This window comes from Streptomyces orinoci, from assembly GCF_003121295.1.
Lineage (GTDB): Bacteria > Actinomycetota > Actinomycetes > Streptomycetales > Streptomycetaceae > Streptomyces > Streptomyces orinoci.
Map to the genome: position 1 here is coordinate 267,051 of NZ_PHNC01000031.1, position 12,592 is coordinate 279,642.

A 12,592-nucleotide genomic window follows, 5' to 3' on the forward strand; every position below is an offset into this window, starting at 1 on the left:
AATTCGTCAACAATAAGGCGGCGAAGTTGTCGAGGATCTCGTCGGCAGTCTTGCAGGCCACAAGGCATTTCTTCGCGTTTCGCCCTTCACAGACCCACCACTATGCGGTGGATTGAGACTTGACGCGAAGATCATGCGCACGTAAAGTCAAGCAGGTACAAACTTCCGAAGGAGGAAAGTGAAGACTCGGAAACTGTTCGCCGTAGGCAGTGCCGCAGCAGCTGTCGCGCTCTCCAGCGTGCTCATATCCGCGCCCACTGCTTCTGCAAGCGGCCCGTCCTGCAACCGGAATTGGTTCTGCCTCTACTACAACTCCAATAACCTGGGCGCGTGGTACGGGACTCTGACCGACGAGCCCAACCTCGATCGCTATACCTTCCAGCGGGTGGATGAATCGCACTCGGCTGGAGACGGTCAGCCAGTGAAGAACAATGCGGCGTCTGCCTGGAACAGGTCCACCCAGACTGTGCGCGTTTACTTCAACTCTGGGTACCGGGGCGTATATGACGTCATCCCGGCGCGGGACGCTTCGGGTGACTCGGCACCGAATCTCGAGAATACCAAGAACAATAATGCGTCGATCTTGTGGATGCAGTGATCACAGACCATTGATGAGTAGCAAATAAAGGCCGCACGGGCCGCCGCGTCCAAATGCGGCGGCCCGTGCGGATTTTTCTGGTTTTTGGTTTCTGGGTCGATGCGCCCCCGGGAGAAGAATCGATGGGAATGCATTTTAATGTAGGTCGCGGAGATCGCGGCTTCTGCATCGCCGCCATGTTGGCTGTCGCCCTTACCGGATGCGGTAACGAGCCGCAAAACCGGGCGGAAGGCAGGGGAGAGGCGGCGGGGCCCTCCTCTCATGCTCCGAGCAACCGCCGGGTACTTCCGATTGAGGCATATATGCTGTCAGATGATGAAAGGGGGCTGCTCCAGCGAGCCAAGGCCTCGATCACCCGCACCTGCATGAAGAGTTTGGGAATCGACTACTCGCCGCCACCTGCCAAATCATCGCCCAGGCTGAACCTGACCGATCGCCGCTACGGATTGGTTGACACAGCTGCTGCGCGTGACAACGGGTACCACCTTCCCAACACCCAGCAAAAATTCTCGTCGGCCGGTAAGAATCCCTTGACGGACGAGCAGGACCTGGCGCTTTGGGGCGGAAATAAGCACGACGGAAAAGCGGCGGAAAAGGAACCCAGAATCAACGGTGTGCAGGTTCCCAAAGGCGGGTGTATGGGGGCTGCCGAGAGAGGACTCTCAGGAGGGACGGAAATCTACGGCGAAGGCGACCTCGCCGTAGAAATTTCCAAGGAGAGCTTTAATCGCTCCCGTTCTGATTCGCGGGTGCGCGAAGCGATCCCGAAATGGTCTCTGTGTATGAAGAAGAGCGGGTACCCCTACACTGACCCGCTCACGTCCGGCGAAGATGTGATGGGCAAAAATGAGCCGTCCAGGCAGGAAAAGGCTGTCGCTGTGGTCGATGCCGAGTGCAATAATAGGACGGAGCTGGCGGAAAAATGGTTCGCCGTTGAATGCGAGATCCAAAAAGGCTTGATAGCGAAGAACAGAAAGTCTCTGGACCGGCTGCGCAAGCTGAAGGAAACAGAGATCGCCAGCTCTCGCAAAGAACTGTCGAAGAGCTGACACTGAGAAGCCCCTCTCCCGTTCGATTACGAGCACGGTCCTGATCGACCGGGATTCCTGGTCGCATGATCTCGGCCGGGTGGACACGTGAAGGCAGGATCTCCAGTGCACCACGAGGGTTACGAACCCTACTCGGGTGGACGCAAGTTCTGTTGACCAGCCTTGCGTGACGATGCCGGTCTCGTCCGACTCGCCTATTTCGGCGTAGGAGTGCCTTGCTCACCGGTTCGGGAACGCGGCCGGCCCCCGACCGGGCGCGGCGGTATCCCACTGACTGACGGACGCGTAGTGGCAAGTGGTGCGCGAGGCGATGCCGGTCCCGGCCTAGCTAGCCGGGGCCGGGGCGGACAGCCGGAGGGCAGATTCCGTCCGGCGGATCGTGATCGGAGCCGTAACCGGAGCGCGGCAACGGTGACGGTTCCGTGAAAGACGTAGGCCCGTTTGTCGTAGCGGGTGGCCATCGCTCGGAAGTTATAGGTCAGTTGGTGGTCCGCTCGGCCTCCTTGCACGGGCAGGTCCCACCACGGGACACCGGTCCGCGTCCGGAAGAGAATCCCGTTTATCACCTTGCGGTGACTTGCCCACTGGCTGCCCTGTTGCCGGACTTGGGCAAATACGGCTTCAGTCGGGTCGACTCCGCATTCGTCACCGGCAAAGAGGTCTCGCAGCCGGGAGCACCCGGGCCTGGGCGTCGGCAGACCGTGGCAGCTGATATCGGCGGCCCCTGGGGTTGCGCGAGCGATCGGCGGGACGCAGCTGCCCCATCCGGTTATCTGTGCCGACACACCGGCTGCTCAGCGCAGTTCCTTCGGCGGGGTCCGCTTGGCGTCCACCTTCTCGGTCCGCACCAGCTCCGCCCAGACCACATACCGGTAGTCCGAGGTGTACATCGGCGTACAGGTGGTCAGCGTCAGATAGCGGCCGGGCGCGGTCTTCCCGGACTCCTTGGGCACCGGGTCGAGCACGGAGACATCGAACCGCGAGGTCTCCTTGAGCTCCTTGAAGACCTTGTAGACGTACCAGACGTCCCGGGTCTCGAAGACCACCGGGTCCCCGGTGCCGATCTTGTGGATGTTGTGGAACTTGGCGCCGTGCCCGTCCCGGTGCGCGGCCAGGGTGACATTGCCCTGCTTGTCCCAGGGCATCGCCGACTTCACCGGCTTGCGGTAGTAACCGGCCACACCCTCGTTGAGCACATCGGTGCCGGTGCCCGGCTTCACCAGCACCTCGCCGTTGTGCATGGCCGGAACGTGCAGAAAGCCGATGCCATCCTTGGTGTCCAGCGCTCCCGGTCCGCTGGCCGCCCAGTGCCGGCGCACCTGGTCGCCCTGCCGCTTGGCCTCGCGGTCGGCCAGCACATTGGTCCACCACAGCGAGTAGACGACAAACAGCGCCGTCAATACCCCTGCGGTGATGAGGAGTTCACCGATGACGCCGACGGTGGCGGCTATCCGCCCGCGCCTACGGTCGTGCCGCTCTGCCACCGCTGCTCGTACCCCGTTTCCATGTTCTGCGACCTGGCGGTCACTCAAGGAGCGCATCCGGCTTCCCCTTGCTCCTCGGCCGCTCGTCCACCATCTTGCCCCACACGATCAGCCGGTACGTACTGGTGAATTCGGGGGTGCAGGTGGTCAGCGTGATGTAGCGGCCCGGCCCGGCGAAGCCCGAACCCACCGGAACCGGCTGGATGACGCCCACATTGGCGGGCGAGGTCTGGTCCAGCCGGCTGGTCACCTCATAGGTGTAGAAGGCGCTCCCGGTCTCCACCACGATCTTGTCACCGGGCCCCAGCCGGTTGACGTAACGGAAGGGCTCGCCATGGGTGTTGCGATGCCCGGCCAGCGCGAAATTGCCCTGCTTGTCCCAGGGCATCGCCGACTTGAAGGGCCGGGAATAGTGCCCCACCATGCCCTTGTCCAGCACCTGGTGCTTGCCGGTGCCCTCCGCGATGGGCGCCTTCACATCCAGCTTGGGGATATAGATGATGGCGAAGCCCTGGCCGGGCGAGAAGGCGCCCGCGTCCCGGTCCTTGCCCCCGCCCGCGTCCCAGGCGTGCTGGAGACTGCTGGCCGCGCCATGCGCCTGCCGGTGGGCGATCACATTGGTCCACCACAGCTGGTAGGCGACAAACAGCAGCATCACCACGCCCACGGTGATGAACAGCTCCCCGGTGAACCGGCTGAGCACCACCCCCAGGCCGTCCCGCCGGGCCCGCCGGGCGGCCCGCCGCCGCTCCGCCCGGCCGCCGGACGGACGCACCGGCACCGCCTCGATCCGGCGCAGCCGCATGGTGGCGTCGTCCTCCGGCGGCAGCGGCTGGGCCACCACCCGGGAGGCCGACGGCGCCGTTCCCCCGCTCACATAGAACGCACCGGAGCCATAAGCCACTTGGGGCGGCCGGAGGTCCTCGGTGGTCACGCCCCGGCCGTGCCGACCACCGGGGCCAGCCCGGCGGACCGTTCCACCGCGCCCTCGTCGCCACAGGCCACCAGCCAGTTGGCGAGCATCCGGTGGCCGTACTCGGTGAGCACCGACTCCGGGTGGAACTGCACGCCCTCCACCGGCAGATCGCGATGGCGCAGGCCCATCACCACACCCGACTCGGTACGGGCGGTGACCTCCAGCTCGTCCGGCCAGTGCCGCTCAAGGTCCACGGCCAGCGAGTGATAGCGGGTGGCGGTGAACGGGGAGGGCAGGCCCTTGAAGACGCCCGCGCCCTCGTGGACGACCGGGGAGGTCTTGCCGTGCAGCAGCTCCGGCGCCCGGTCCACCACCCCGCCATAGGCCACCGCCATGGACTGCATGCCCAGGCAGACGCCGAACACCGGCACCGAGGTGTCCGCGCAGTGCCGCACCATCTCCACACAGACCCCGGCCTCTTCCGGCGTGCCGGGGCCGGGGGAGAGCAGGACGCCGTCGAAGCCGTCCTGGGCGTGACGGGTGCTCACCTCGTCGTTGCGCAGCACCTCGCACTCGGCGCCGAGCTGGTAGAGGTACTGGACCAGGTTGAAGACAAAGCTGTCGTAGTTGTCCACGACCAGGATGCGTGCAGGACTCATCGGGCCACCGCCATGCCGTTGTCTACCGTCACATCATTGAACGGCAGCAGCGGCTCCGCCCAGGGGAAGACGTACTGGAAGAGCAGATAGACGATGCCCAGCACCAGTACCAGCGAGGTCAGCGCCTTCACCCATGCGTTGCCCGGCAGATGACGCCAGATCCACGCGTACATACTGTCCCTACTTGCCGAATGACTACTCGCCGAATGAACCACTCGCCGAAATGACCGAGTGTGGATTGCAGCCCCAGCCTAAGGGGCGCGGCCCCGCCGCGGGGCTCAGCCGGGCAAAGCCTTGGGTTTGCCCCCGGAGGCCGGGCTCACCTCGTCCAGATGGCCCCAGACGATCAGCCGGTGGCTGTGGCCCCACTCCGGATCGCAGGTGGTCAGGGTGAGATAGCGGCCGGGACGGGTCCGGCCCGCCTCGGCGGGCACCGGATCGAGCACCGTGGTGTCGTCCGGCAGCGTCCGGTAGGGCGGGGTGTCCACCCGGTAGGTGAACCAGCTGGTGCCGTCGGTGAGCACCACCGCGTCGCCGGGCCGCAGGCGCGGCAGGTCCTTGAAGGGGTCGCCATAGGTGCGGCGGTGCCCGGCCACCGCAAAGTTGCCCACCGCGCCCAGCGGGGCGGTGCCCGGGTAATGCCCCAGGCCCTTCTTGAGCAGCGCGGTGCCGGTGCCCTGCAGGACGGGCTTGGCCCAGTGGGCGCCCAGCCGGGGGATGTACATCACGGCGAAGGGGGCACCGGAGCGGTAGGCGGAGGGGGGCGGGGGCGGCTGAGCGGCGGGGACGGAACGGGAGCCCGCGGAACCGGATTGGGAGGGGCGGGTGTTGGAGCCGGGTTCTGCGCCGGGAGCGTCGGAAGCGGAGTCTCCGGATCCGTCGTGGCCGGGGTCCGGGCGGCCCGCCGCCGGGCCCGCCGACCACTGCCGGTGCAGCCGGTCCAGCTCACCCCGCATGGCCCCGTCCGCCCGTACCCCCGTCCAGTAGAGGAGGTAGACCACCAGCAGGACCGTCAACAGGCCGACGGTGAGGCAGAGTTCGCTGAGCGTACGGACCAACAGCCGCATCAGCACCTCCTGGTGCTACTCCACGGGCTTGGCGTAGTGGAGGTCAACTGTGCCCGAGTAGCCGGGAAGAGTCACCGCGTCGCGCTGGTCCACTTTCCAGCCGAGGCCATAGGCGGCCACATACTGGAGGTAGTTGCGGATCGCGGGGGACGCGTCCAGCGCCTTGCGCAGCGCGCCCCGGTCGCCGACCGCGGTCACCTTGTACGGCGGGGAGTAGACCCGGCCCTGGAGGATCAGGGTGTTGCCCACGCAGCGCACCGCGCTGGTGGCGATCAGCCGCTGGTCCATGATCTGGATGCCCTGGGCGCCGCCCTGCCACAGGGCGTTGACCACCGCCTGGAGGTCCTGCTGGTGGATCACCAGGTCATTGGGCTGCGGCGGGGGCACCCCGGGGATCTTCGGCCCGGCGCCGGGCGGGGCGTCGGTGAGGGTGACGGTCAGGCCGGGGCCGGTCAGCGGCTGGGTGCCGGCCGCCTCGGCCAGCGCGGCCAGCCGCTTGTTCTGCGCGGTATTGCCGCCGGTGTCCCGCCGGGCCAGCGCGTCCACCTGGGAACGCAGCGTGGCCGCACCGCTCTCCAGCTCGCCATTGGCCCGGCTGCGCTCCTGGATCAGGTCGGACAGCCGCAGCATCGAGGCGTCGGTGCGGATATTGGTGCCCTTGGCGGTGTTGAAGCTCATCCAGAAGATGAGCCCGGCCAGCGCGAAGACGGCCACGGTCAACAGCCGGACCGGCCGGAATCGTCGGGAGGGCTTACCGGTGGAGTCGGCGGAATTGCTCAACGTACCCTTGTCCTCTCCGACGCCGCGGAAGCACTACGCTAACGGACGCCCGGGGGAACCAAGCGCTCTCCACCGGACACAACAGCCCGACCCACAGCCCTTGTACATCCCCAGCGCGGTCACGCAGCGCATCGACAGGAGAGTTCCTCGTGCCGAAGTCACGGATCCGCAAGAAGGACGACTTCACCCCGCCGCCCGTCAAGCAGCAGAACATCAAGCTGAACGCCGGGCGCGGCTGGGTGGCGCCGGTGATGCTGGCGATGTTCCTGATCGGGCTGGCCTGGATCGTGGTCTTCTATGTGACGGGCGGCGACATGCCCATCTCGGCCCTGCACAACTGGAACATCGTGGTGGGCTTCGGCTTTATCGCCGCCGGGTTCGTGGTCTCCACCCAGTGGAAGTAGGGCGGGGTTATCCACACCCTCGTCCACAGTGGGGAAAAACTCAGAAGATCTGTGGATAACTTCCAGTGCGTTGACGCCGGTGTGACTGATCACAAGCACTGCGCTTCCTCCGTCACACCGGCGCCTTCCAGCGCAAACACCGCTCCGGCGGGCCACCGGTAGGCATTTCCCCAGTGGCTGTCCACCAAGTGGGGGATGCTGTGGACAACCCGGGCCCCCACCGGTGTGAGTGATGGCTAGCCGAGCTGGAACGTCCGTACGAGCACCATGGCGGCGATGGCCGCCAGCGCCGCTCCACAGGTGAACAGCTGGACCGCCAGCCGCTTGCCCCGGGGCGCGTGCACCATGCCGTACGCCACCGCGCTGCCCACCACCAGGCCGCCGATATGCGCCTGCCAGGCGATATTGCTCCAGGTGAATGTGAAGATCAGGTTGAGCACCAGCAGCGCCAGCACCGGGCGCATGTCGTAGTTCAGCCGCCGCATCAGCACGGCGGTGGCGCCCAGCAGCCCGAAGATCGCGCCGGAGGCGCCCAGCGAGGCACTGTCCGGCGGGGCCACCAGATAGGTCAGCGCGCTGCCGCCCAGCCCGGACAGCAGATACAGCGCCAGATAGCGGGCCCGGCCGAAGGCGGCCTCCAGCGGGGGGCCCAGCCACCACAGCGAGAGCATGTTGAAGCCGATATGGGCGGGCGACTGGTGGAGGAAGACGCTGGTCAGCAGCCGGTACCACTGGCCCTCGGCGACGCCCTGGAGGCCGTCGTCGGACAGCGGGAAGCGGCCGAACAGCTCCAGCCTGGTGACCAGGTCGTCGCCCACCGCCAGCACCGCGATCCACACCGCGACATTGATCCCCAGGATGATCTTGGTCACCAGGGCGGGGTCGGCATGGTGCGATCCCCCGGCCACCGTTCGCGGCCCGCTGTCCGCCGGCCGCCGGGCGCCGCCGGAGGGACCGGCCACACACTCCGGGCACTGGAAGCCCACCGAGGCGCTGACCATGCAGTCGGGGCAGATCCGCCGGTCACAGCGGGCGCAGCACACCCCCGCCTCCCGGTCGGGATGCCGGTAACAGCAGACGGCCTGGTCGTTCATGCTCTCCCCATCGCCCCGGTCGGCGGGCCGGCCCAGCACACGGCCCCGCCCGTCAATACGGACGGGCGGGGCGCCGGGTTCCCGGCGGGCGTGCGATGCGCCCTATCGGGTCTCGACCACCACGGACTCGATCCTGACGTCCTGCAGCGGGCGGTCGTTGCGGTTGACGGCGGTGCCCGCGATGGCGTCCACCACCTTCTTGCCGGCCTCGTCGGCGACCTCGCCGAAGATGGTGTGCTTGCCGGTCAGCCAGGTGGTGGGGGCCACGGTGATGAAGAACTGCGAACCATTGGTGCCCGGACCGGCGTTGGCCATGGCCAGCAGATAGGGCTTGGTGAAGGCCAGGTCGGGGTGGAACTCGTCGCCGAACTCATAGCCCGGGCCGCCGGTGCCATTGCCCAGCGGGTCACCGCCCTGGATCATAAAACCGCTGATGACCCGGTGGAAGACGGTGCCGTCGTAGAGCGGCTCCCGGGACTTCTTGCCGGTCGCCGGGTGGGTCCACTCCCGCTCGCCCATCGCGAGCTCGACGAAGTTCTTGACCGTCTTGGGGGCGTGGTCCGGCAGGAGCCGGAGCACGATGTCCCCCTGGCTGGTCTTAAGGGTGGCGTAGAGCTGCTCGGCCACGATCTACCTTCCATAGGGTGCGCTGACAGCCTCCGATCCTCGCACGGAGCGGCGGCGGGCGAGTAATGCCCAAAGCCCCGCACGCGACGGCGAACCATGGCATGGTCGAAGCCGAGCTCCCGATGACCCGGATGCCCGCTCGCACATGCCGGACCGCCCATCGGCAGGCATGATCTTCCATTGGGTGGAAAGGCGACAAACCATACGCCACCGAGGAGGAGGTTCTCGTGACCCGCAAGGACAGCGTGCGCGCCGCGACCAGCACCGCCAAGGACAGCGTGCGCCATGCCGCGGATGTGGTGGCGCCCTACGCCGGCACGGCCAAGGACACCGCCGTGCACTACGCCCACGAGGCCCGTACCCGGCTCGCCCCCAAGGTGGCCGAGGCCGGCCGGCAGGCGAAGGCGCAGTACGACGCCCATCTGCAGCCCCGGCTGGAATACGCCCGCGAGGCCCTGCCGCCCAAGGCCGTCCAGGCCGCCGAGCGGGCCCGCGCGGCCGCCGAGCCGGTACGCGAGGAGGCACTCGCCCGCGGCAGCGCCGCCCTGGCCGCGCTGCGCGGCCAGGTCTCGGCCGCCGATGTGGAGAAGCTGGTGAAGAAGCGCGGCCGCCGCTGCCGGGCGGGCCGGCTGGCCAAGCGGGCCGCGCTGCTGGGCCTGATCGCCGGGGGCGCCATCGCCGCCTGGAAGTGGTGGGACCGGCAGTCCAGCCCCGACTGGCTGGTGGAGCCCCCGGCCGCCACCGACCCCGGCCGCTCCCCGCTGACCTCGGTGGACGGCAGCGCCGACCACTCCGTCCTGGACCCGGAGGTACAGGCCAAGGAGGCGGAGGCCGACCGCCTGGGCGAGGGCGAGGACGAGCGGAACAGTTAGGGGCGCGGGGCGCCCCATAGGGGCGCGGGGAACTGCGCGACCAGCCCCCCACCGGCCCGCAGGTGACCAAGACGCCCTCCGACCGCACCGGGCCGGAGGGCGTCCGTGTCCAAGCCGACCGCCCGCTGCCGCCGTCAGAACTGGACGGGCAGGTGGCGCGGCCCCCGGAGCATGGCCGCCTGCCGGTAGGGAGGCGGGTCCTGGAGCAGGGTCGCGGCGCCGAGGCGCGGGATCAGCGCGCCGAGCGCGGTCTGGGCTTCGATACGGGCGAGCGGGGCGCCGTAGCAGAGATGGATGCCGCTGCCGAAGCCGAGGTGCTGGTTGTCCGTGCGGGTGGGGTCGAACCGGTCGGGGTCGTGGAACCGCTTGGGGTCGCGGTTGCCGGAGGCCAGCGCGAGCACCACGGAGGAGCCCTTGGGGATGGTGGTGCCGGCGATGTCGATATCGGCGAGCGGGATGCGTTGGCGCATCTGGACCGGGGGCTCATAGCGCAGCAGTTCCTCCACCGCGGCCGGCAGCAGGCCGGGGTCGCGGCGCAGCCGGTCGAGCTGGTCGGGGTGGCGCAGCAGGGTGAGCACACCATTGGTGATCAGGTTGACGGTTGTCTCATGGCCGGCGATCAGCAGCAGCACGCAGTTTTCAGCGAGTTCCTCCGGGGTGAGCCGAAGGGCGGGGTCGGGTTCGTTGACGAAGGCGGAGAGCATGTCACCGGTGGGGTGGCCGCGGCGCTGTTCGGCGAGGTTGACCAGGTACTGGCCCATCGCGACGCGGGCCCGCTCGCCCTCCTGGTCCCGCTCGGTGGAGGTGTCCTCTCCGGGCCGGATGTCGGCGGCGGCGACCAGCGCGTCGGACCACTGCCGGAACCGCGGCTCGTCCTCGCGCGGCACTCCGAGCAGCCGGCAGATGACCATGACCGGCAGCGGATAGGCGAAGTCGTCCACGACATCGACCTGGGTGCGGTCCCCCAGCCCGTCGAGCAGTTCCCCGGTGGCCCGGGCGATCTCCTCGCGCATGCCATCGACCCGGCCGGGGCTGTGCGGGGGACCGAACGGCCGCATGGTCAGGGTGCGCAGTCTGTGGTGCTCGGGGTCGTCCAGGCGCAGGAACGGCGGCTTCCGCTCCTCCCCGGACGCGGTGGTGCGGCTGCGGGGGTCCGCGCTGAAGCGCGGGTCATGGAGCAGGGCGGTGATCTCGTGGTAGGTGCCGACCAGGTAGCTGCCGTCCGTCTGCCGCACCACGGGGCCGGCTTGGCGCAGTTCCGCGTAGAGCGGATAGGGATCGGGACGGCTGGCGTAGTCGGTGATCCGTTGCAGCAGGGTGTCGGCGGGCATGGGGGTCGGCTCCTCATCGGTGGGCGGGACGCGGGTCGGCTCCTCTTGGGCGGGCGGGAACGCGGGTCAGCCGGCGGTCGGCACCACGGTCAGCCGGCGGTCGGGCAGATGACCGGTGAGTGCCACGGTGGGGCCGTGGGACAGGCCCTTGGGGTCCGGCACATCGGAGGGAATCGGGACTTCGGCCGCCAGCGGACGGTCGGACGCGCCGGGCGCGGGCGGGAACGGGGCGGCGGTCTCGATCAGGTGCTGGTAGTACTCCAGGGACTTGGCCATATTGACGGTGACCGCGGCGGTGACCCGGCCCTGGTAGCCGTAGACCATGGCGAGGCGGCGTTCCTCCAGCGTGCCCTGGGCGATGACCACCTGGTCGGAGAAGGTGGGGACGCCCACCGACTTGATGTTGAGGCCGAACTGGGTGGACCAGAAGGTGGGCAGGGCCAGGTGGGGACGGCGCAGCGGCCCTGGACTGACCATGTTGTGGGCGGCCACCTCGGCCTGGGCGACCGCGTTGCCCCAGTGCTCCAGAGAGAGCAGCTGATACCCGAAGAGCGGGTGGGGGAAGCGGGAGACATCGCCGGCCACGAAGACGTCGTCGGTGACGATCCCGTACATGTTGAAGGCCCGGCACCCGGCGTCGCAGGCGATGCCGCGCGGGCCCGCCGCCAGCCCCGCCTCGGCCAGCCACTCGACATTGCGGACCGCGCCCAGCGCCGCGACGCAGACATCCGCCTCCAGGCGGCTGCCGTCGGACAGGTCCGCGCCGGTGAACCGGCCGGCCGCGTCCCCGCGCAGTGCGGTGACGGTCACCCCGCAGCGCAGGTCCACGCCATGGTTGCGGTGCATGGCGGCGGCGAGTTTGGACAGGGTGCCGCCGAGCGCGCCGATCAGCGGCGCGGGGCCGCGTTCGGTCACGGTGACATCCAGTCCGCGTTCCCGGCAGGCCGAGGCGATCTCGGAGCCGGTGAAGCCGCCGCCGATGACCAGTACCCGGCGCGGCCCGGCGGCCAGCCGCTCGGCCAGGCCCGTGGCGTCCTCGCGGGTGCGCAGGGTGAACACCCCGTCCAGGGCGGCCTCTTGAGGGTTGGGCCAGGGTCTGGCCCGGGTGCCGGTGGCGATCAGCAGCCGGTCGTAGGGCAGTGGCTCGCCATCGGCCAGCAGCACCCGTTTGCCGATGGGGTCCAGGCCGGTGGCGCGTACGCCCAGCCGCCAGTCCACCTGCGGGTCCAGGCGCATCGGAAGCCCGGTGGACCGGGGCGCCGCCTGGCCGAGCAGCACCTGTTTGGACAGCGGCGGCCGGTCGTAGGGCGGATGGGGCTCGTCGCCGACCACGGTCAGCGAGCCGGTGAAGCCTTCCTCGCGCAGCTTCTCGGCGGCCCGCAGTCCGGCGAGCGAGGCGCCGACGATGACGATCCGGCCGTCCTTGAGGTCACCGCCCATCGGGGTTCACCTCCGCACCGAGGAGGATGGCCTGCACCGGGCAGGCCGCCGCTGCCTGGCGCACCCGCTCCAGTTGCTCGTCGGGGACGGCCGGGTTGTACAGCAGCCCCTCCTCACCGTGCAGTTGGAATACCTCCGGTGCGAGGAACACGCATTGCGCATAGCCCTGGCAACGGGTGAGATCCACCACGACCCGCATCCCCGTCACTCCCTCCGCCGTCCTACCCCCTCCTCGCCAGCCTGCGGGACAAACCGGACTTCCGCATCTGGA

Annotated in this window: 15 protein-coding genes and 1 pseudogene; 4 read left to right on the forward strand and 12 right to left on the reverse strand. The window is 68.7% G+C overall.

The annotated features are described in order from the left end of the window. The first annotated feature begins 178 nt into the window (after positions 1 to 178). Together CV755_RS23305 and CV755_RS34325 are read left to right on the forward strand one after the other, a co-directional pair. Positions 179 to 598 carry a peptidase inhibitor family I36 protein gene (locus CV755_RS23305; protein WP_109282244.1) on the forward strand — a complete coding sequence of 140 codons (420 nt, stop codon included), beginning with the start codon at positions 179 to 181 and terminating at the stop codon, positions 596 to 598. A 65-nt stretch (positions 599 to 663) separates the two neighbouring features. Then, complete coding sequence (locus CV755_RS34325; protein WP_153068742.1) at positions 664 to 1,647, forward strand: hypothetical protein; 984 nt, start codon at positions 664 to 666, stop codon at positions 1,645 to 1,647. Between the two features lie 383 nt (positions 1,648 to 2,030). On the opposite strand, the pseudogene CV755_RS36310 reads toward CV755_RS34325, so the two are convergent. The 7 genes and pseudogenes from CV755_RS36310 to CV755_RS23340 form a co-directional block, all read right to left on the reverse strand. Continuing rightward, positions 2,031 to 2,120, reverse strand: a pseudogene (locus CV755_RS36310) (IS5/IS1182 family transposase); the annotation flags it as partial. Between the two features lie 321 nt (positions 2,121 to 2,441). Next, positions 2,442 to 3,131, reverse strand: a complete 690-nt coding sequence (locus CV755_RS23315; RefSeq protein WP_241561365.1) for a class E sortase — start codon at positions 3,129 to 3,131, stop codon at positions 2,442 to 2,444. Positions 3,132 to 3,171: 40 nt separating this feature from the next. Continuing rightward, on the reverse strand, positions 3,172 to 4,065 hold the full coding sequence (locus CV755_RS23320) for a class E sortase (RefSeq protein WP_338323683.1): 894 nt from the start codon (positions 4,063 to 4,065) through the stop codon (positions 3,172 to 3,174). Further along, complete coding sequence (locus CV755_RS23325; protein ID WP_109282247.1) at positions 4,062 to 4,706, reverse strand: aminodeoxychorismate/anthranilate synthase component II; 645 nt, start codon at positions 4,704 to 4,706, stop codon at positions 4,062 to 4,064. Before CV755_RS23325 ends, CV755_RS23320 begins: the two co-directional genes overlap by 4 nt. Then, complete coding sequence (locus CV755_RS35210; protein WP_109282248.1) at positions 4,703 to 4,879, reverse strand: hypothetical protein; 177 nt, start codon at positions 4,877 to 4,879, stop codon at positions 4,703 to 4,705. The genes CV755_RS23325 and CV755_RS35210 overlap by 4 nt, the downstream gene beginning before the upstream one ends. A 105-nt stretch (positions 4,880 to 4,984) precedes the next feature. Then, positions 4,985 to 5,773: a class E sortase gene (locus CV755_RS23335; protein ID WP_109282249.1), complete on the reverse strand. Its 789-nt coding sequence runs from the start codon at positions 5,771 to 5,773 to the stop codon at positions 4,985 to 4,987. A 15-nt stretch (positions 5,774 to 5,788) separates the two neighbouring features. Next, on the reverse strand, positions 5,789 to 6,553 hold the full coding sequence (locus CV755_RS23340) for a DUF881 domain-containing protein (protein ID WP_109282250.1): 765 nt from the start codon (positions 6,551 to 6,553) through the stop codon (positions 5,789 to 5,791). A gap of 149 nt (positions 6,554 to 6,702) precedes the next feature. Between CV755_RS23340 and crgA the strand changes: the two genes are divergently transcribed. After that, positions 6,703 to 6,957: a cell division protein CrgA gene (gene crgA / locus CV755_RS23345; RefSeq protein WP_109282251.1), complete on the forward strand. Its 255-nt coding sequence runs from the start codon at positions 6,703 to 6,705 to the stop codon at positions 6,955 to 6,957. 236 nt (positions 6,958 to 7,193) lie between these two features. Here the strand turns inward: crgA and CV755_RS23350 are convergent, their stop codons facing one another. Together CV755_RS23350 and CV755_RS23355 are read right to left on the reverse strand one after the other, a co-directional pair. After that, positions 7,194 to 8,051: a rhomboid family intramembrane serine protease gene (locus CV755_RS23350; RefSeq protein ID WP_109283469.1), complete on the reverse strand. Its 858-nt coding sequence runs from the start codon at positions 8,049 to 8,051 to the stop codon at positions 7,194 to 7,196. A gap of 102 nt (positions 8,052 to 8,153) precedes the next feature. Then, positions 8,154 to 8,678 carry a peptidylprolyl isomerase gene (locus CV755_RS23355; RefSeq protein ID WP_109282252.1) on the reverse strand — a complete coding sequence of 175 codons (525 nt, stop codon included), beginning with the start codon at positions 8,676 to 8,678 and terminating at the stop codon, positions 8,154 to 8,156. Positions 8,679 to 8,905: 227 nt separating this feature from the next. Between CV755_RS23355 and CV755_RS23360 the strand changes: the two genes are divergently transcribed. Further along, positions 8,906 to 9,550 (forward strand): DUF5324 family protein, encoded by a 645-nt coding sequence (locus CV755_RS23360; protein ID WP_109282253.1) that lies wholly within the window; start codon positions 8,906 to 8,908, stop codon positions 9,548 to 9,550. A 134-nt stretch (positions 9,551 to 9,684) separates the two neighbouring features. On the opposite strand, the gene CV755_RS23365 is transcribed toward CV755_RS23360, so the two are convergent. The 3 genes from CV755_RS23365 to CV755_RS23375 form a co-directional block, all read right to left on the reverse strand. Next, entirely contained in the window at positions 9,685 to 10,881 is a 1,197-nt protein-coding gene (locus tag CV755_RS23365) for a cytochrome P450 (protein ID WP_109282254.1), read from the reverse strand. A 66-nt stretch (positions 10,882 to 10,947) separates the two neighbouring features. Beyond that, the gene (locus CV755_RS23370) at positions 10,948 to 12,321 is read right to left on the reverse strand and encodes an NAD(P)/FAD-dependent oxidoreductase (RefSeq protein WP_109282255.1); all 1,374 of its coding nucleotides are present in this window, start codon (positions 12,319 to 12,321) and stop codon (positions 10,948 to 10,950) included. Continuing rightward, entirely contained in the window at positions 12,311 to 12,520 is a 210-nt protein-coding gene (locus tag CV755_RS23375; RefSeq protein ID WP_109282256.1) for a ferredoxin, read from the reverse strand. The genes CV755_RS23370 and CV755_RS23375 overlap by 11 nt, the downstream gene beginning before the upstream one ends. Positions 12,521 to 12,592 lie beyond the last annotated feature (72 nt).